Origin of the sequence: Streptomyces sp. NPDC004732, assembly GCF_040609235.1 — a bacterium.
Lineage (GTDB): Bacteria > Actinomycetota > Actinomycetes > Streptomycetales > Streptomycetaceae > Streptomyces.
The window spans coordinates 673779-691404 of the sequence record NZ_JBEXJR010000002.1; the positions used below are offsets into that span (position 1 = coordinate 673779).

The following is a 17626-nucleotide window of genomic DNA, read 5'->3' on the forward strand; positions in this document are numbered from 1 at the left end:
GAACCCCTGACACATGGGTCCCAGAGTCAGAGGGTCCCAGAATCAGAAGAGTTCCAGGGCCCCAGGGGTTCCTGAATAGACGAACGCCCCGGCAGCACGGTGAGTGCCGCCGAGGCGTTCGAAAAGTACGAGCAGGCAGCGATTAGCGCTTGCTGTACTGCGGAGCCTTGCGGGCCTTCTTGAGACCGGCCTTCTTGCGCTCGACCGCACGGTCGTCACGCTTGAGGTAACCGGCCTTCTTGAGGGCGGCGCGGTTGTTGTCGACGTCGGCCTCGTTCAGCGCACGGGCGACACCGAGACGGAGCGCACCGGCCTGACCGGAGACGCCGCCACCCGAGATGCGGGCGATGACGTCGTAGCGGCCGTCGAGCTCGAGCACCTTGAAGGGCTCGTTGACTTCCTGCTGGTGGACCTTGTTCGGGAAGTAGTCCTCGAGCGTGCGCCCGTTGACCTTCCACTTGCCGGAGCCCGGGACGATCCGGACGCGGGCGATGGCGTTCTTGCGACGGCCCAGGCCGGCGGCCGGCTGCGGGTCGCCGAAGCGCGCGGCGTTCGACTCCGAGGTGTACTCGCCCTCGACGGGCGCCTCGGACTCGGTGGTGTACTGCTCTACGTCAACAACCTCGGTCTCTTCGACCGGCTGCTCAACGGTGGTCTCGGCCACGATTCTCCTCAGATTTCTTTACGTCTTTGGGGGTGGCCGGAACTACTGCGCGACCTGGGTGATCTCGAACGGGACCGGCTGCTGAGCGCCGTGCGGGTGCTGGTCGCCCGCGTAGACCTTCAGCTTCGAGAGCATCTGACGGCCCAGGGTGTTCTTGGGGAGCATGCCCTTGACGGCCTTCTCGATGGCCTTCTCGGGGCTCTTCTCGAGCAGCTCGTCGTAACGGACGGAACGCAGACCACCCGGGTAACCGGAGTGGCGGTACGCCATCTTCTGGGTCTTCTTGTTGCCGGAGAGGTGCACCTTCTCCGCGTTGATGATGATGACGAAGTCACCGGTGTCAACGTGGGGGGCGTAGATCGCCTTGTGCTTGCCCCGCAGGAGGGAGGCAGCGGTGGTCGCCAGACGCCCCAGGACGATGTCCTGGGCGTCAATGACGTGCCACTGGCGGGTCACATCGCCGGGCTTAGGGCTGTACGTACGCACTTCGTAGCCTTCGCTTCTTCAGTGGATGGGGTCCAGACACACGGCACCCAGGAAGCGATCATGCAGCTGGGGCCCACAATGCCGGGGACGCTGCCCGTATGCGAGCCACTGGTAACTGCTCCAGGGAACCTACGTAAGGGCCCATTCGCGTGAGAACGAGGAAGCCAATACGTATCAGTCACCGAGACTACCCGCGCGGCCCCACACCGGTCAAAACGCGGCCCTGGAGACCGGCACCGGCGACTCCTCATCACAGGCAGGTCTGCGCTCCCCAGGGTAACGGCCCCCCTGGTCACCGCCGCCCCGGCCCGCCACGCACGCCCATCCGACCGTGCCCGCGAGCATGCACAGCGTCACCGCGTCCTTGAAGGCCCGCCGCGTCTCCGGCTCCAGCCACGGCCACGAGAAGCCCGGCACCTGCGGCACCAGCGCCACCCAGAACCACGGGCTGCGCGCCGCCGCCCCCGGCGTCAGCGCCCCCGCGAGCAGCAGCGGAAGCACGACCAGCAGGTAGTGGTCGTAGGAGGGCCGGGAGACGAGAAAGGCCGAAAGCATCAGCATCGCGGCGCATTCCACGACCCTCGCGGGCGTCGCGTCCCCTTCGCCGCCCCGCCCCGGCCGTCGCCAACGCCGCCACGCACACCACACCCCGGCCACGGCCGCACACCCGGCCAGCAGCGTGGCGCCCGTCTGCGGCACCCCGAGCCGCGCGAGCACCGCGGCGGGAGAAGCCTCATAAAGACGGACGAAGGAGTCCTCGCCGCGCAGCAGGAAGGGCAGTGTCCGCGTGAAGAACCCGGCGGGATCCGGCATGGCGAGCGCCGCGGCCGCCGACACCAGCGCGGGCACGCCCACCGCCGCCCCGAGCCCCCGCCACCTGCGCGCGAACACGAAGAGGAGCACGACGGGCGCGAGCAGCGGCTTCACCGCGACGGCCGCCCCGATCACGAGCCCCGCCGCCACCCACCGGCCACGGCACACGAGGAGCAGCGCGAACGGCAGCGCGACCGCGGACCCCACCGTCCAGTTGCCGAGCTCGACGAGGTGCCCGAAGGGCGCGAAGCCGAGCGCGAGACCGAGCAGCCCGTACACCGCGAACCGGCTGCGCCACGGCACCCCGTGGATGCGCAGGGCGCACGCCCAGCCCGCGGCGAGGCCCGCGGTCACCCCCGCGGGGACGAGGAAGCGCACCACGTCCGCGGGCAGCAGCGCCTGCGGCAGCGCGGCGAGCACGGCGCCGGGGAGATAGAGGAAGTGCCGGTCGGCGTAGGGCGAGCGGCCGTCCAGCCATGCCTCGGCGGCCCGCACCACGATGGCGTTGTCCATCCCGCCGTCCGGAACGCGCAGCCCCACCCGGACGACCGCGGCGACGAGCACCACCCCGAGCACCCACCGGATGTATGACTCGGCCGGCCGCAACAACCATCCGCAAACCGCTGTTTTGCCCGAATTCATAGGCTTCAGGCTAGGCCGAGCACCCCACGCAGCCCCCGCTCAACATCCCGGGAAGCCCGTCTAAGATGCGCCCCATGAGCTTTGGGCAAGGGGGACCTCAGTGGGGTCCGGGCGGAACGGGTGGCCCCGGCAGCGGGCCCACACCCGACTGGGCGGCGCTCGCCGAGGCCTCCGAGGCGCGCACTCGCCGCCGCAAGTGGCTGCTGATCGGCGGCGGAGCGTTCGCGACGATCGGCATCGCGGCCGCCGTGGCCATCACGGTCGTCTCCGCGAACAGCGACGACACCTCCGCGTCGAACAAACCGGCGAGCGAGCTGCCGACGGCCGCGGACATCCCCGGCGCGAGCAAGGACTCGGGACCGTCCTTCGAGGCGACCACGCCGCCGCCCCCGCCGGACCCCAAGGACTTCATCTCCAGCGCCAAGAAGGACAAGGCGCCGCTCACCCCCGAGGGCCTGTTCCCCGGCAAGTCCTGGCGGACGGGCGACCGCCTCTACAAGAAGGGCCCGACCGACAGCACCACGAAGTGCACGTCGGTCACCCAGTCCGCCCTCGGCTCGGTCCTCGCCAAGAACGACTGCACCCGTCTGATCCGCGCCAGCTACCTCAAGGACGGCGTCGCGATCACCGTCGGCGTCGCCGTCTTCGACACGAAGGCCGACGCCGAGAAGGTCAAGGCCCAGGTGGAGAAGGGCCTCGTGAACTCGCTGTCCGGCAAGGGCGTGCCCGCCTTCTGCCGCACGGGCGTGTGCCGCGGCACCTACAACGCCTTCGGCCGCTACGCGTACTTCACCACCACGGGCTACACCAGCGGCAAGGACGTGAAGACGGGCGACCGCAAGGCGTACGGCGCGGGCGACGACCTCGCCCGCTTCGCCTTCCAGCGGATCAACCAGCGGGGCGAGGCCCAGGCTTCGGCCGCGGCCGAGGCCCCGCAGTAGTCCGGCGGCCGGGGCTCAGCAGCACCCGGCCCCGGGCAGCGTCCGCTTGTTGCGCGCCTCCTTGCTGCGCGCGGCGAGCAACTCGTCGGCGGGATAGCCGACTTCCTCGAGCGTGAGCCCGTGCGGCCGCACGACGTGCACGGCGGAGTCCCGCACACCCGCCCTGAGCACCTTCTCCGGCCACTCAACGGGCCGGTGCCCGTCCCCCACGAACAGCATGGCGCCGACCAGCGACCGCACCATGTTGTGGCAGAACGCGTCGGCCCGCACGGTCGCCTCGAAGATGCCGTCGGGCCGCCGCTCCCACCGCAGTTCCTGCAGCGTACGGATGGTCGTGGCGCCCTCGCGCTTCTTGCAGTAGGCCGCGAAGTCGTGCTCGCCGATCAGCCGCTCGGCGGCGGCGTTCATCGCGTCGAGGTCCAACGTCCAGTCGTGCCACAGCACATGGCCCCGCAGCAGCGGGTCGACCCCACCGGGATGGTCGGTCACGCGATAGGCGTACCGCCGCCACACGGCCGCGAACCGGGCGTTGAACCCCGCGGGCGCCTCGGCGACCTTCCACACCCGCACGTCGTGCGGCAGCCGCCCCGCGAGCCTGCGCAGCAGCTTCTCGCTGTGCTCGGCCCACACGCTCTCCGGCAGATCGACGTGGGCGACCTGCCCCCGCGCGTGCACCCCGCTGTCGGTGCGCCCCGCGACGGTCAGCTCGTACGTCTCCTGCGACCGCGTCACGGTCCGCAGCGCGGACTCGATCTCGCCCTGGACGGTCCGCTGCCCCTGCCGCTGCTTGGCCCAGCCGGAGAACTCCCTGCCGTCGTACGAAAGGTCCAGCCGCACCCGCACGAACCCGGGCTCTACTTCATCACTCACACCGCAATCCTCTCAGCGCCACGTACATGCGAAAGCGGGCCCGCCCCGAAGGGCGGACCCGCTCACTGCAAGGCAAGTGCCTCAGGCGTCCTTGGACTCCTCGGCGGCCTCAACCGGCGCGTCCTCGACGGGCGCGTCCTTCTTGAGGGTGTCTTCCTTGACCGCACGCTTGGTGGCGGCCTCGGCCTCACCGGTGGCCTCCTGGGCCACGGTCAGGGCCTCCACCAGCTCGATGATCGCCATGGGCGCGTTGTCGCCACGACGGTTACCGATCTTGGTGATGCGGGTGTAACCACCGGGGCGGTTCTCGTAGCGCGGGCCGATCTCCGTGAAGAGCGTGTGCACGATGCTCTTGTCGGTGATGACGGTCAGCACCTGGCGGCGGTTGTGAAGGTCACCCTTCTTCGCCTTGGTGACCAGACGCTCCGCGTACGGACGCAGGCGGCGGGCCTTCGCCTCGGTGGTGGTGATGCGGCCGTACTCGAAGAGCTGCTTGGCGAGGTTCGCCAGCAGAAGCTTCTCGTGCGCGGCGCTGCCGCCCAGACGGGCACCCTTGGTGGGCTTCGGCATGGTGTTTCTCCTTCATCGCTGCACCGGCCGTGTCAGGTACCGGTGTCAGTGCCTGTGAGGCGGCTGCCCCGCAGGAAGTCTTTTTGAGCCCGTCCGGCGCTTGAGGACAGGGGCTCAGCCGCAACGGCGGGGCGGCCGGAAGAATCCGCCCACCCCGCCGGAGGCGACTAGTACTGCTCGGTCTCGACGAAGCCCGCGTCCGCGTCGTCGTCGGCACCGAAGGCGTCGGCGGCAGCGGTCGGGTCGAAGCCGGGAGGCGAGTCCTTCAGCGCAAGACCCATGCCGTTGAGCTTCATCTTGACCTCGTCGATCGACTTCGCACCGAAGTTGCGGATGTCGAGCAGGTCGGCCTCGGAGCGGGCCACGAGCTCACCCACGGAGTGGATGCCCTCGCGCTTGAGGCAGTTGTACGACCGGACGGTGAGCTCGAGCTCCTCGATCGGCAGCGCCAGATCGGCGGCGAGAGCGGCGTCCGTCGGGGACGGGCCCATGTCGATGCCCTCGGCGTCGATGTTGAGCTCGCGCGCCAGACCGAACAGCTCGACCAGGGTCTTACCGGCCGACGCCATGGCGTCGCGGGGACGCATGGCCTGCTTGGTCTCGACGTCGACGATCAGCTTGTCGAAGTCGGTGCGCTGCTCGACACGCGTGGCCTCGACCTTGTACGTGACCTTGAGAACCGGCGAGTAGATCGAGTCGACCGGGATGCGCCCGATCTCCTGACCGACCTGCTTGTTCTGGACGGCGGAGACATAGCCGCGACCGCGCTCGACGGTCAGCTCCATCTCCAGCTTGCCCTTGCCGTTCAGCGTGGCGAGGACCAGGTCGGGGTTGTGCACCTCGACACCGGCCGGGGGCGCGATGTCGGCGGCGGTGACCAGACCGGGACCCTGCTTGCGCAGGTACATCACGACGGGCTCGTCGTGCTCCGAGGAGACGACCAGCTGCTTGATGTTGAGGATGAGGTCGGTGACGTCCTCCTTGACACCCGGCACGGTGGTGAACTCGTGCAGGACACCGTCGATGCGGATGCTGGTGACAGCAGCGCCGGGGATCGACGAGAGCAGGGTGCGGCGGAGGGAGTTGCCGAGGGTGTAGCCGAAGCCCGGCTCCAGCGGCTCGATCACGAACCGGGAGCGGAATTCGTCGACGACCTCTTCGGTCAACGAGGGACGCTGAGCGATCAGCATGAAGTGATTCCTTCAGTCAGGGGCACCCACTATTTGATGCCCTGATTCATTACAAGGGTACGGGCGATACGACTCCGAAGAGCCGTACCGCCCGAAACCTCAAGTCAAGCGACGTACGAACGTCAGACGCGACGGCGCTTGGGCGGACGGCAGCCGTTGTGCGGCGTGGGCGTCACGTCCTGGATCGAGCCGACCTCAAGGCCGGTCGCCTGGAGCGAACGGATGGCGGTCTCACGACCGGAACCCGGGCCCTTGACGAAGACGTCGACCTTGCGCATGCCGTGCTCCTGGGCGCGACGGGCAGCCGACTCGGCAGCCATCTGCGCGGCGAACGGCGTGGACTTGCGCGAGCCCTTGAAGCCGACGTGGCCCGCGGAGGCCCACGAGATCACGTTGCCGGTCGGGTCCGTGATGGACACGATCGTGTTGTTGAACGTGCTCTTGATGTGCGCGTGGCCGTGAGCGACGTTCTTCTTTTCCTTGCGGCGCACCTTCTTGGCAGCGCCCTGACGACCCTTGGGGGGCATCTATAACTCCTACGGGAGGTGGTCGGTCCTGCAGCGTCAGCTGTCGATAGACCGCTGAGCGAGGACTACTTCTTGCCCGGCTTCTTCTTACCGGCGATGGCGCGACGCGGGCCCTTGCGGGTGCGAGCGTTCGTGCTGGTGCGCTGACCGCGGACCGGCAGACCACGACGGTGACGGAGACCCTGGTAGCAACCGATCTCGACCTTGCGGCGGATGTCGGCCTGGATCTCGCGACGGAGGTCACCCTCGGTCTTGACGTTGGCGTCCACGTACTCGCGGATCTTGACGAGGTCTTCCTCGGTCAGGTCGCGAACGCGGGTGTTGCGGTCCACCTCGGTGGCGTCCAGCGTCTGCTGGGCCAGCGTGCGGCCGATGCCGAACACGTAGGTGAGGGCGACCTCAATGCGCTTGTCGCGCGGGAGGTCAACGCCTTCAACGCGTGCCATTCATGGCTCCTGTTGATTCTTCGGAGGTCTTCAGCAGAACCACTCCCGGTCGCCGTCCCCTTCTGAAAAGGGTTGGTACGAACCGGGTCCCCGGCCTCCGACCGGGGGTGTCGCCCTCCATTACCAAAGGAACTGAAGAGGGACGGGTCCTGCGTATCTACTTACGTGCGTCGCGCGAAAATCTGCGAACTGCAGTCGTGCGTCAGCCCTGGCGCTGCTTGTGGCGCGGGTTGTCGCAAATGATCATGACCCGGCCGTGACGGCGGATCACCCTGCACTTGTCGCAGATCTTCTTGACGCTCGGCTTGACCTTCATTGGTGAGGTTCTCCGGGTCAGTGCCACCACCCCGCGCGAGCGGGATGCGGGCAAGATCTACTTGTACCGGTAGACGATCCGGCCACGCGTCAGGTCGTACGGAGACAGCTCCACCACGACCCGGTCGTCAGGGAGGATGCGGATGTAGTGCATGCGCATCTTGCCGCTGATGTGTGCCAGGACCTGGTGGCCGTTCTGGAGCTCCACCTTGAACATGGCGTTCGGAAGAGACTCGACGACAGTGCCTTCGATCTCGATGGCACCTTGCTTCTTGGCCACGCTTCGCCCTTCGAATCGACTACCTTGATCGGCTGCGTACTTCCGTGTCCCCAAATGCAGACACACGGATGCACGAGAGCCGACGCGTCAGTCTACGTCAGTGCACTCGGAAAGACGAATCGAGAAAGTCTGCCCCACGGGCAAGATCCTTAAGCAGGCGACCCGCCCGGCACCGACGGACGTCTCAGCCCAACGGGTCCGGCGCCGTGGTGACCCCGTACTCCGCCAGCTTCGCCTTGCCGCAGTCCGGAGCCGTGAGAACGATCGGCCCCTCCTCCGTCAGCGCGATGGAGTGCTCCCAGTGCGAGGACCAGGTCCCGTCCGTGGTGATGACGGTCCAATCGTCTTCCAGGACCTCCGTGCGGGGGGTGCCGAGGGAGACCATGGGCTCGATGGCGAGGCAGAAGCCGGGGACCAGCTTGGGGCCCTTGCCGCGGCGGCGCTCGACGTAGTTCAGCAGGTGCGGGTCCATGTGCATCTCGGTGCCGATGCCGTGGCCGCCGTAGTCCTCGACGATGCCGTACTTGCCGCCGCCCGGCTTGGGCTGCCGACGGATGTACGTCTCGATGGCACGGGAGATGTCGACGAGCCGGTTGCCCTGCTTCATGGCCGCCAGACCGGCCCACATCGACTCCTCGGTCACCCGGGAGAGCTCGATCAGCTCCGGAGCGTGACCGGTGCCCACGAAGGCGGTGTAGGCCGCGTCGCCGTGCCAGCCGTCGATGATGGCGCCCGCGTCGATGGAGATGATGTCGCCGTCCTTCAGGACGGTCTTGTCGTCCGGGATGCCGTGCACGACGACCTGGTTCACCGAGGTGCAGATCGTGGCGGGGAACCCGCCGTACCCGAGGAAGTTCGACTTGGCGCCGTGCTCGGCGATCACCTTGCGGGCGACGTCGTCGAGGTCCTTCGTGGTGGCGCCGGGCACCGCGGCCTCACGGGTCGCGGCGTGGATGGCGGCGACGACAAGGCCCGCCTCACGCATCTTCGCGATCTGCTCGGGGGTCTTGATCTGCACCATGGGGCTACCGCTCTCCGTCTTCCGTCATCGTCGGCGAACCGGCTGCACAAACGAGCCGGTACGTAAACAACAGTACGGCCGCGGTCCCCCCAAGGGCACCGCGGCCGAAACAGCGTACTGACTACTTGTCGCCCTTGAGGGCGTCCATCGCGCGCTCGGTGACCTCGTCCACCTTGCCGAGCGCCGAGATCGTCACGACCAGACCCTGGGTCCGGTAGTAGTCGATGATCGGCTCGGTCTGCGTGTGGTAGACCTCGAGGCGCTTGCGGACGGTGTCCTCGCTGTCGTCCTCGCGCTGGTAGAGCTCGCCGCCGCAGACGTCACAGACGCCTTCCTGCTTGGGCTTGCTGTACGTCACGTGGAAGACGTGGCTGGAGTCCTTGCGGCAGATGCGGCGACCGGCGATCCGCTTGACGACCTCGTCCTCGGGGACCTCGAGGTCCAGGACGGCGTCGAGCTTCACGTCATCGGCCTTGAGCGCCACGTCCAGCGCCTCCGCCTGCGACACGTTGCGCGGGAACCCGTCGAGCAGGAAGCCGTTCTCGGCGTCCGACTGCGCCATGCGGTCCTTCGCCATGCCGATCGTCACCTCGTCCGGCACGAGGTTCCCGGCGTCCATGAACGCCTTCGCCTGCTTGCCGAGGTCCGTGCCCTGGCTGATGTTGGCACGGAAGAGGTCGCCGGTGGAGATGTGCGGGATCGACAAGTTCTTGGCCAGGAACGCGGCCTGCGTTCCCTTGCCCGCACCGGGCGGCCCGACGAGGACGATTCGCATCAGCGGAGGAACCCTTCGTAATTGCGCTGCTGGAGCTGGCTCTCGATCTGCTTCACGGTTTCCAGACCCACACCCACGATGATCAGGATGCTCGTCCCGCCGAACGGGAAGTTCTGGTTTGCCTGGAAGCCCACCAACGCCATCGTCGGCACAAGAGCGATCAGACCCAAATACAGCGAACCCGGCCAGGTGATCCGGTTGAGTACGTAGCTCAAGTACTCAGCGGTCGGACGGCCAGCCCGGATGCCCGGGATGAAGCCACCATACTTCTTCATGTTGTCGGCGACTTCCTCGGGGTTGAAGGAGATCGCGACGTAGAAGAAGGCGAAGAAGACGATCAGGATGAAGTACGTGGCGATGTAAATCGGGTGGTCACCCTTGGTCAGGTTCGCCTCGATCCACGTCTTCCATCCCGAGTTGCCGCCCGCGAACTGAGCCACGAGAGCCGGAATGTAAAGCAGCGAGGAGGCGAAGATCACAGGGATGATGCCCGCCTGATTGACCTTCAGCGGAATGTACGTCGACGTTCCGCCGTAGGACCGGCGGCCGATCATTCGCTTCGCGTACTGGACCGGGATGCGCCGCTGCGCCTGCTCGACGAAGACCACCAGGCCGACCATGACGAGACCGACCGCGATGACGGTGCCGAACTCGATCCAGCCACCCGCCAGGTCACCCTGCTGCTTGATGGCCCACAGGGCGCTCGGGAAGGTCGCGGCGATCGAGATGAACATCAGGATCGACATGCCGTTGCCGATGCCGCGGTCGGTGATGAGCTCACCGAGCCACATGACACAGGCCGTACCCGCGGTCATGGTGATGACCATCGTGACGGTGACGAAGATCGACTGGTCAGGAACGATCTCGCTGGCGACGGGGCAGCCCTGGAAGAGGGTGCCGGTGCGGGCGGTGGCCACCAGGCCGGTGCCCTGAAGGATCGCGAGCGCGATGGTCAGATAGCGCGTGTACTGCGTGATCTTCGCGGTGCCGGCCTGACCCTCCTTCTTGAGGGCCTCCAGCCGCGGGATCACCACGGTCAGCAGCTGCAGAATGATGCTCGCCGTGATGTACGGCATGATGCCGAGCGCGAAGATCGTGATCTGCAGCAGCGCGCCACCACTGAACATGTTGACGAGACCGAACAGGCCCTGGTTCGCATTGGCGTTGTCGATGCAGGTCTGGACGTTCCGGTAGTCGACACCGGGAATCGGCACATGCGTACCCACCCGGTAGATCACGATGATGCCGAGTGTGAAGAGCAGCTTCTTGCGCAGGTCGGGCGTCTTGAACGCCCGGGCGAACGCGGTGAGCACGGTGCCTCCTGCGACCCCCGCGCGCGTGCGTCAGAGGTAAGGGTCTGAGGTTCGACGAATACGTATCAGTCAAGAAAACCGTGCGGACAGACCGCACGGAGCTTAGACAGTGCACGCCACCTTACCGGCGACCGTGCCCCCCTAGGAACGACCAACCGGGGATGCCCCTTTTGTGGGGCATCCCCGGCTGGGAATCACTCATGTCATCGACACGTCTGAGGGAATATCAGACGAGCTCGGTGACGGTACCGCCGGCGGCGGTGATCTTCTCCTTGGCGGAGCCGGAGACGGCATCGACCGTCACCTGCAGCGCCACGGTGACCTCGCCCTGGCCGAGCACCTTGACGAGGCTGTTCTTGCGAACCGCACCCTTGGCCACGAGGGCCTCGACGGTGACCTCGCCACCCTCGGGGAACAGCGCGCTCAGCTTGTCGAGGTTCACGACCTGGAACTCGGTCTTGAACGGGTTCTTGAAGCCCTTGAGCTTCGGGAGACGCATGTGGAGGGGCATCTGGCCACCCTCGAAGCGCTCCGGAACCTGGTAACGGGCCTTCGTGCCCTTGGTACCACGACCAGCGGTCTTACCCTTGGACGCCTCACCACGACCCACACGGGTCTTGGCGGTCTTGGCGCCCGGGGCGGGCCGGAGGTTGTGGACCTTCAGCGGGTTCTGCTCCGCCATGTCAGTCGACCTCCTCAACCGTCACGAGGTGGCGGACGGTCTGCACCATGCCGCGGAACTCGGGACGGTCCTCCTTGACGACCTGCGTGTTGATGCCCTTGAGACCAAGGGAGCGCAGGGTGTCGCGGTGGTTCTGCTTGCTACCGATGTACGACTTCGTCTGCGTGACCTTGAGGCGAGCCATTACGCACCCGCCCCGGCACGTGCACGAAGGAGAGCCGCGGGGGCGACGTCCTCGAGGGGCAGACCACGGCGAGCCGCGATCTCCTCGGGACGCTGCAGGCCCTTGAGGGCCGCCACGGTCGCGTGCACGATGTTGATCGCGTTGTCGGAGCCCAGGGACTTCGACAGGATGTCGTGCACGCCGGCGCACTCGAGCACGGCACGCACCGGGCCACCGGCGATAACACCGGTACCGGGGGAAGCAGGCTTGAGCAGGACGACGCCCGCGGCCTTCTCGCCCTGGATCGGGTGCGGGATGGTGCCCTGGATACGGGGGACCTTGAAGAAGTGCTTCTTGGCCTCCTCAACACCCTTGGCGATGGCGGCCGGCACCTCCTTGGCCTTGCCGTAACCGACACCCACGGTGCCGTCACCGTCGCCCACTACGACGAGCGCAGTGAAGCTGAAGCGACGACCACCCTTCACAACCTTGGCGACACGGTTGATCGCGACAACGCGCTCAACGTATGCGGTCTTCTCGGCGGCAGCGCCACCGTCGCGACCCTTCCGGTCCCGCCGCTCGCCGCCACCGGCACCGCCACCGCGGCGCTGGGGTCCAGCCATTGGAATTACCTCTCTCTGTTTCCGCTAGCTACGGAACCGACTCAGAACTTGAGTCCGGCTTCGCGGGCGGCGTCCGCCAGGGCAGCGATGCGCCCGGCGTACTGGTTACCACCACGGTCGAACACGACAGTCTCGACACCGGCGGCCTTGGCGCGCTCGGCGACCAGGGCGCCGACCGACTTGGCAGCCGCGGACTTGTCGCCCTCGGCGCCGCGGATCGTGGTGTCCAGGGTCGACGCCGACGCCAGGGTGTGACCCTTGATGTCGTCGATGACCTGGGCCACGATGTGGCGGTTGGAGCGCGTCACGACCAGGCGCGGACGCTCAGCCGTACCCGAGATGTGCTTACGGATGCGGATGTGACGACGCTTGATGGCAGCACGCTTGTAAGCGTCGCCCTTAGCAATCTTGACACCGTATGCCATGGCTTACTTACCCGCCTTTCCGACCTTGCGGCGGATGACTTCGCCTTCGTACTTGACGCCCTTGGCCTTGTACGGGTCGGGCTTGCGCAGCTTGCGGATGTTGGCCGCAACCTCGCCGACCTTCTGCTTGTCGATGCCCTCGACCGAAAGCTTGGTCGCGGACTCCACCTTGAAGGTGATGCCCTCGGGGGCCTCGACCAGGATCGGGTGGCTGTAGCCCAGCGAGAACTCCAGGTTGGAGCCCTTCGCGAGGACGCGGTAACCGACACCGCTGATTTCGAGCTTCTTCACGTAACCCGTGGTCACGCCGGTGATCATGTTCGCCACCAGCGTGCGGGACAGGCCGTGCAGGGCCTTGTTCTGACGCTCGTCGTTCGGGCGGGTGACGTTCAGGACGCCGTCCTCACCCTTAGCGATGTCGATCGGCGCGACGACGGTGTGGGAAAGGGAACCCTTGGGGCCCTTAACCGAGACCGTACGGCCGTCGATGGTGACGTCCACGCCGGCGGGAACCGTGATGGGGAGCTTGCCAATACGCGACATTAGCTATTCCTCCGTTCCCGACTACCAGACGTAGGCGAGGACTTCCCCACCTACGCCCTTCTTGCCTGCCTGCTGGCCGGTCAGGAGACCGTGCGACGTGGAGATAATCGCCACGCCGAGGCCGCCGAGGACCTTCGGCAGGTTGGTGGACTTCGCGTAAACCCGGAGACCGGGCTTGGAGATCCGCTTGATGCCCGCAATGGAGCGCTCACGGTTCGGGCCGAACTTCAGCTCGAGAACGAGGTTCTTGCCAACCTCGGCGTCCTCGACCTTCCAGCCCGTGATGAAGCCCTCCTGCTGGAGGATCTCCGCGATGTGAGACTTGATCTTGCTGTGCGGCATCGCCACGGTGTCGTGGTACGCCGAGTTCGCGTTACGCAGACGAGTCAGCATGTCCGCGATCGGATCAGTCATGGTCATGAATTGGCCTTCGGCCTCTCTCGCCGTGGTTTCCTATCTGCGCCATCCCTCTCCCCACTCAGAGGCAGGACGGGTGCGGCGCGGGGACCTACGGCGTAGTAAGTCGGTCAGGGCGGCAGACGCCCAACCCTCCTAGCCTAAGCCATCTGGAGGAGGGCATCTGCCAACCCTTTACTTACCGAGAGTTCCGGACAATCCCAAAGCCCCTAGGGGCAGCGGGACTACCAGGAGCTCTTGGTCACGCCCGGGAGCTCGCCACGGTGAGCCATCTCACGAAGGCACACGCGGCAGAGGCCGAACTTGCGGTACACGGAGTGCGGGCGGCCGCAGCGCTGGCAGCGGGTGTAGCCACGCACACCGAACTTGGGCTTACGAGCAGCCTTGGCAATCAGAGCCTTCTTCGCCATCTCGCTTACGCCTCCTTGAACGGGAAGCCGAGGTGACGGAGAAGGGCACGGCCCTCAGCGTCGTTGGTCGCCGTGGTGACCACGGTGATGTCCATACCCCGGACGCGGTCGATCTTGTCCTGGTCGATCTCGTGGAACATGACCTGCTCCGTGAGACCGAAGGTGTAGTTGCCACGGCCGTCGAACTGCTTGGGGGACAGACCACGGAAGTCGCGGATGCGCGGAAGCGCGAGCGACAGGGTGCGGTCCAGGAACTCCCACATGCGGTCGCCACGGAGCGTGACGTGGCAGCCGATCGGCTGGCCCTCGCGCAGCTTGAACTGCGCGATGGACTTCCGGGCCTTCGTCACGGCCGGCTTCTGACCGGTGATCGTGGTCAGGTCGCGGATGGCACCGTCGATCAGCTTCGAGTCACGGGCGGCGTCGCCGACACCCATGTTGACCACGATCTTGACCAGGCCGGGGATCTGCATGACGTTCTCGTACGAGAACTCCTCACGCAGCTTGCCCGTGATCTCCTCGCGGTACTTCGTCTTGAGACGCGGAGTGGTGGTGGTCGTCATCAGATGTCCTCACCCGTCCGCTTGGCAACGCGGATCTTGTTGCCCTCGTCGTCGAAGCGGTAACCGACACGCGTGACAACCTTGTTGCCGTCCTTCTCCACGACCAGCTGGACGTTGGAGACGTGGACGGGGGCCTCGGTGGTCACGATGCCGCCGGCCTGCGAGCCGCTGGCGGTCGGGCCGGCCTTCGTGTGCTTCTTGACCCGGTTGACACCCTCGACCAGGACGCGCTCGTCGCGCGGGTAAGCGGCAATGACCTTGCCCTGCTTGCCCTTGTCCTTACCGGTGATGACCTGGACCAGGTCGCCCTTCTTGATCTTCATGCTTACAGCACCTCCGGCGCGAGCGAGATGATCTTCATGAACTTCTTCTCGCGCAGCTCACGGCCGACCGGGCCGAAGATACGGGTGCCGCGGGGGTCGCCGTCGTTCTTCAGAATGACGGCGGCGTTCTCGTCGAAACGGATGTACGAGCCATCCGGACGGCGACGCTCCTTGACGGTGCGAACGATGACCGCCTTGACGACGTCACCCTTCTTCACGTTGCCACCGGGGATCGCGTCCTTGACGGTGGCGACGATGACGTCACCGATGCCCGCGTAGCGGCGACCCGAGCCACCGAGAACACGAATGGTGAGAATTTCCTTCGCACCCGTGTTGTCGGCGACGCGAAGTCGCGACTCCTGCTGGATCACGTCTATCTCCTGTTTGTCTGCCGGTTCCCCCGGGGCAGTTCAGCGAACTGCCCCGGGAGCCTGGCGGAACGAACTCCGAGGGGGGTGCCCCTCGGAGAATTACTTGGCCTTCTCGAGGATCTCGACGATGCGCCAGCGCTTGCTCGCCGACAGCGGACGCGTCTCCATCAGGAGGACGCGGTCGCCGACGCCGGCAGCGTTCTGCTCGTCGTGCGCCTTGAGCTTGTTCGTACGGCGGATGACCTTGCCGTACAGCGCGTGGGTCACGCGGTCCTCGACAGCGACGACGACGGTCTTGTCCATCTTGTCGCTGACGACAAGACCCTGACGGGTCTTGCGGAAGCCGCGGCCGGCCTTCGTCTCTTCAGTCACGTTGCTCTCGCTCATCAGGCGCTCTCCACCGTCTCGATGCCCAGCTCGCGCTCACGCATGAGGGTGTAGATCCGCGCGATGTCCTTACGGACGGCCTTGAGCCGGCCGTGGTTCTCGAGCTGGCCCGTCGCCGCCTGGAAGCGGAGGTTGAACAGCTCTTCCTTGGCCTCGCGAAGCTTGTTGACAAGCTCCTCGTTGCCCAGCTCGCGCAGCTCGGACGCCTTGGTACCGGCCGACATCACGACTCACCTGCCTCGCGCCGGACGATGCGGCACTTCATCGGAAGCTTGTGAGCAGCGCGGGTGAGCGCCTCACGAGCAATCTTCTCGTTCGGGTACGACAGCTCGAACATGACGCGTCCGGGCTTGACGTTGGCGATCCACCACTCCGGAGAACCCTTACCGGAACCCATGCGGGTCTCGGCAGGCTTCTTGGTGAGGGGACGGTCCGGGTAGATGTTGATCCAGACCTTGCCGCCACGCTTGATGTGACGCGTCATCGCGATACGAGCTGCCTCGATCTGACGGTTCGTCACGTACGCCGGGGTCAGCGCCTGGATGCCGTACTCGCCGAACGCAACCTGCGTGCCACCCTTGGACATACCGCTGCGCTTCGGGTGGTGCTGCTTGCGGTGCTTGACCCTACGGGGGATCAGCATTTCGGTCAGGCCTCCGTTCCGGTGCTCTCAGCAGCCGGAGCGGCAGCGGCGGGAGCGTCGGCCTTGGGGGCCTCGGCAGCCGGCGCGGACTGCTGCTGCGGCTTGCGGCCGCGGCCGCCACGCTCGCCACCACGGCCACCACGGGCCGGACGGTCGTTGCCGCCGCCACGGGCCGGGCGGTTACCCGCACGGGCAGCAGCGTTCTCGGCGCGGACCTCGGCGATGTTCTTGACGTCGCCCTTGTAGATCCAGACCTTCACGCCGATGCGGCCGAAGGTCGTCTTGGCCTCGAAGAAGCCGTAGTCGACGTTCGCGCGGAGCGTGTGCAGGGGCACACGGCCCTCGCGGTAGAACTCCGAGCGCGACATCTCGGCGCCACCGAGGCGGCCACCACACTGGATCTTGATGCCCTTGGCGCCGGCCTTCATCGACGACTGCATGCTCTTACGCATGGCGCGACGGAAGGAGACGCGGGAGGACAGCTGCTCCGCAACGGCCTGGGCCACGAGCTGAGCGTCGACCTCGGGGTTCTTGACCTCGAGGATGTTCAGCTGGACCTGCTTGCCCGTGAGCTTCTCGAGGTCACCGCGGATGCGGTCGGCCTCGGCGCCACGACGGCCGATGACGATGCCGGGACGAGCGGTGTGGATGTCCACACGCACGCGGTCACGGGTGCGCTCGATCTCAACCTTCGAGATGCCGGCGCGCTCCATGCCGGACGTCATCATCCGACGGATGGCGACGTCTTCCTTGACGTAGTCCTTGTACAGCTTGTCGGCGTACCAACGCGACTTGAAGTCGGTCGTGACACCGAGCCGGAACCCGTGCGGGTTTACCTTCTGGCCCATTACCGGGTTCCTTCCTTGCTGCTGACGACCACGGTGATGTGGCTGGTCCGCTTACGGATCCGGTAGGCACGGCCCTGAGCACGCGGACGGAACCGCTTCAGGGTCGGGCCCTCATCCACGTACGCCTCGCTGATGACCAGCGAAGAGGCGTCAGAGTGGTCGTAGTTGTGCGCGGCGTTGGCAATGGCGCTGTCAAGCACCTTGCCGACCGGCACGCTCGCGGCCTGCGGGGCGAAACGCAGGACCGCCTGAGCCTCCGTGGCATCCATGCCACGGATGAGGTCCACCACGCGGCGGGCCTTCATGGGCGTGACGCGGATGTACCGCGCCTGGGCCCTGGCTTCCATGGTTGTCCCTTCGGTGTTAGTCATAGTC

General features: G+C 66.5%; 29 protein-coding genes. 1 reads left to right on the forward strand and 28 read right to left on the reverse strand.

The features are described 5' to 3' along the window. Positions 1–142 precede the first annotated feature (142 nt). From rpsI to ABZV77_RS07665, 3 genes are all read right to left on the reverse strand, one after another. Positions 143–664 (reverse strand): 30S ribosomal protein S9, encoded by a 522-nt coding sequence (gene rpsI, locus ABZV77_RS07655; protein WP_356251606.1) that lies wholly within the window; start codon positions 662–664, stop codon positions 143–145. 42 nt (positions 665–706) lie between these two features. Continuing rightward, a complete protein-coding gene (gene rplM / locus ABZV77_RS07660) occupies positions 707–1150 on the reverse strand; it encodes a 50S ribosomal protein L13 (protein WP_055569478.1) in 444 nt (147 codons plus the stop codon). A gap of 210 nt (positions 1151–1360) precedes the next feature. Beyond that, on the reverse strand, positions 1361–2605 hold the full coding sequence (locus ABZV77_RS07665) for a glycosyltransferase family 87 protein (RefSeq protein ID WP_356251609.1): 1245 nt from the start codon (positions 2603–2605) through the stop codon (positions 1361–1363). 74 nt (positions 2606–2679) lie between these two features. On the opposite strand from ABZV77_RS07665, the gene ABZV77_RS07670 reads away from it, so the two are divergent. Further along, positions 2680–3546 carry a hypothetical protein gene (locus tag ABZV77_RS07670; RefSeq protein WP_356251612.1) on the forward strand — a complete coding sequence of 289 codons (867 nt, stop codon included), beginning with the start codon at positions 2680–2682 and terminating at the stop codon, positions 3544–3546. 15 nt (positions 3547–3561) lie between these two features. On the opposite strand, the gene truA is transcribed toward ABZV77_RS07670, so the two are convergent. From truA to rplV, 25 genes are all read right to left on the reverse strand, one after another. Next, on the reverse strand, positions 3562–4416 hold the full coding sequence (truA, locus tag ABZV77_RS07675) for a tRNA pseudouridine(38-40) synthase TruA (protein ID WP_356251615.1): 855 nt from the start codon (positions 4414–4416) through the stop codon (positions 3562–3564). Positions 4417–4497: 81 nt separating this feature from the next. Further along, on the reverse strand, positions 4498–4986 hold the full coding sequence (gene rplQ, locus ABZV77_RS07680; RefSeq protein ID WP_356251617.1) for a 50S ribosomal protein L17: 489 nt from the start codon (positions 4984–4986) through the stop codon (positions 4498–4500). A 167-nt stretch (positions 4987–5153) separates the two neighbouring features. Next, a complete protein-coding gene (locus tag ABZV77_RS07685) occupies positions 5154–6176 on the reverse strand; it encodes a DNA-directed RNA polymerase subunit alpha (RefSeq protein WP_016645160.1) in 1023 nt (340 codons plus the stop codon). Positions 6177–6298: 122 nt separating this feature from the next. After that, entirely contained in the window at positions 6299–6703 is a 405-nt protein-coding gene (gene rpsK / locus ABZV77_RS07690) for a 30S ribosomal protein S11 (RefSeq protein WP_003948617.1), read from the reverse strand. Between the two features lie 65 nt (positions 6704–6768). Next, positions 6769–7149, reverse strand: coding sequence for a 30S ribosomal protein S13 (gene rpsM / locus ABZV77_RS07695; protein ID WP_356251621.1), 381 nt, complete (start codon positions 7147–7149; stop codon positions 6769–6771). Between the two features lie 202 nt (positions 7150–7351). Next, positions 7352–7465 (reverse strand): 50S ribosomal protein L36, encoded by a 114-nt coding sequence (rpmJ, locus tag ABZV77_RS07700; RefSeq protein ID WP_003948619.1) that lies wholly within the window; start codon positions 7463–7465, stop codon positions 7352–7354. Between the two features lie 57 nt (positions 7466–7522). Then, complete coding sequence (infA, locus tag ABZV77_RS07705) at positions 7523–7744, reverse strand: translation initiation factor IF-1 (RefSeq protein WP_003948620.1); 222 nt, start codon at positions 7742–7744, stop codon at positions 7523–7525. 184 nt (positions 7745–7928) lie between these two features. Continuing rightward, a complete protein-coding gene (gene map, locus ABZV77_RS07710) occupies positions 7929–8765 on the reverse strand; it encodes a type I methionyl aminopeptidase (RefSeq protein ID WP_356251625.1) in 837 nt (278 codons plus the stop codon). Between the two features lie 121 nt (positions 8766–8886). Continuing rightward, entirely contained in the window at positions 8887–9540 is a 654-nt protein-coding gene (locus ABZV77_RS07715; protein WP_356251628.1) for an adenylate kinase, read from the reverse strand. Then, on the reverse strand, positions 9540–10853 hold the full coding sequence (gene secY / locus ABZV77_RS07720; protein WP_150216765.1) for a preprotein translocase subunit SecY: 1314 nt from the start codon (positions 10851–10853) through the stop codon (positions 9540–9542). Before secY ends, ABZV77_RS07715 begins: the two co-directional genes overlap by 1 nt. 226 nt (positions 10854–11079) lie before the next feature. Continuing rightward, positions 11080–11535: a 50S ribosomal protein L15 gene (gene rplO, locus ABZV77_RS07725; protein ID WP_098244248.1), complete on the reverse strand. Its 456-nt coding sequence runs from the start codon at positions 11533–11535 to the stop codon at positions 11080–11082. 1 nt (position 11536) lies between these two features. Beyond that, positions 11537–11719 carry a 50S ribosomal protein L30 gene (gene rpmD, locus ABZV77_RS07730; protein WP_356251632.1) on the reverse strand — a complete coding sequence of 61 codons (183 nt, stop codon included), beginning with the start codon at positions 11717–11719 and terminating at the stop codon, positions 11537–11539. Next, positions 11719–12321 (reverse strand): 30S ribosomal protein S5, encoded by a 603-nt coding sequence (gene rpsE, locus ABZV77_RS07735; RefSeq protein WP_055553512.1) that lies wholly within the window; start codon positions 12319–12321, stop codon positions 11719–11721. The genes rpmD and rpsE overlap by 1 nt, the downstream gene beginning before the upstream one ends. Positions 12322–12362: 41 nt before the next feature. After that, complete coding sequence (rplR, locus tag ABZV77_RS07740; protein ID WP_055564833.1) at positions 12363–12746, reverse strand: 50S ribosomal protein L18; 384 nt, start codon at positions 12744–12746, stop codon at positions 12363–12365. A 3-nt stretch (positions 12747–12749) separates the two neighbouring features. Then, the gene (gene rplF / locus ABZV77_RS07745) at positions 12750–13289 is read right to left on the reverse strand and encodes a 50S ribosomal protein L6 (RefSeq protein ID WP_160506667.1); all 540 of its coding nucleotides are present in this window, start codon (positions 13287–13289) and stop codon (positions 12750–12752) included. A 21-nt stretch (positions 13290–13310) separates the two neighbouring features. Further along, positions 13311–13709 (reverse strand): 30S ribosomal protein S8, encoded by a 399-nt coding sequence (rpsH, locus tag ABZV77_RS07750; protein ID WP_018528360.1) that lies wholly within the window; start codon positions 13707–13709, stop codon positions 13311–13313. Positions 13710–13930: 221 nt separating this feature from the next. Continuing rightward, on the reverse strand, positions 13931–14116 hold the full coding sequence (locus tag ABZV77_RS07755; RefSeq protein ID WP_003948630.1) for a type Z 30S ribosomal protein S14: 186 nt from the start codon (positions 14114–14116) through the stop codon (positions 13931–13933). 5 nt (positions 14117–14121) lie between these two features. Next, on the reverse strand, positions 14122–14679 hold the full coding sequence (gene rplE, locus ABZV77_RS07760) for a 50S ribosomal protein L5 (RefSeq protein WP_055564831.1): 558 nt from the start codon (positions 14677–14679) through the stop codon (positions 14122–14124). Next, positions 14679–15002 (reverse strand): 50S ribosomal protein L24, encoded by a 324-nt coding sequence (rplX, locus tag ABZV77_RS07765; RefSeq protein ID WP_016645174.1) that lies wholly within the window; start codon positions 15000–15002, stop codon positions 14679–14681. The genes rplE and rplX overlap by 1 nt, the downstream gene beginning before the upstream one ends. 2 nt (positions 15003–15004) lie before the next feature. Next, positions 15005–15373, reverse strand: coding sequence for a 50S ribosomal protein L14 (rplN, locus tag ABZV77_RS07770; protein WP_003974257.1), 369 nt, complete (start codon positions 15371–15373; stop codon positions 15005–15007). A gap of 99 nt (positions 15374–15472) precedes the next feature. Beyond that, positions 15473–15760, reverse strand: a complete 288-nt coding sequence (rpsQ, locus tag ABZV77_RS07775; RefSeq protein WP_356251638.1) for a 30S ribosomal protein S17 — start codon at positions 15758–15760, stop codon at positions 15473–15475. Beyond that, the gene (gene rpmC / locus ABZV77_RS07780) at positions 15760–15984 is read right to left on the reverse strand and encodes a 50S ribosomal protein L29 (RefSeq protein WP_006347226.1); all 225 of its coding nucleotides are present in this window, start codon (positions 15982–15984) and stop codon (positions 15760–15762) included. The genes rpsQ and rpmC overlap by 1 nt, the downstream gene beginning before the upstream one ends. Beyond that, positions 15984–16403, reverse strand: coding sequence for a 50S ribosomal protein L16 (gene rplP, locus ABZV77_RS07785; protein WP_014047785.1), 420 nt, complete (start codon positions 16401–16403; stop codon positions 15984–15986). Before rplP ends, rpmC begins: the two co-directional genes overlap by 1 nt. 5 nt (positions 16404–16408) lie before the next feature. Beyond that, entirely contained in the window at positions 16409–17251 is an 843-nt protein-coding gene (gene rpsC, locus ABZV77_RS07790) for a 30S ribosomal protein S3 (protein ID WP_055553498.1), read from the reverse strand. Beyond that, on the reverse strand, positions 17251–17598 hold the full coding sequence (rplV, locus tag ABZV77_RS07795; RefSeq protein WP_016645177.1) for a 50S ribosomal protein L22: 348 nt from the start codon (positions 17596–17598) through the stop codon (positions 17251–17253). The genes rpsC and rplV overlap by 1 nt, the downstream gene beginning before the upstream one ends. Positions 17599–17626 lie beyond the last annotated feature (28 nt).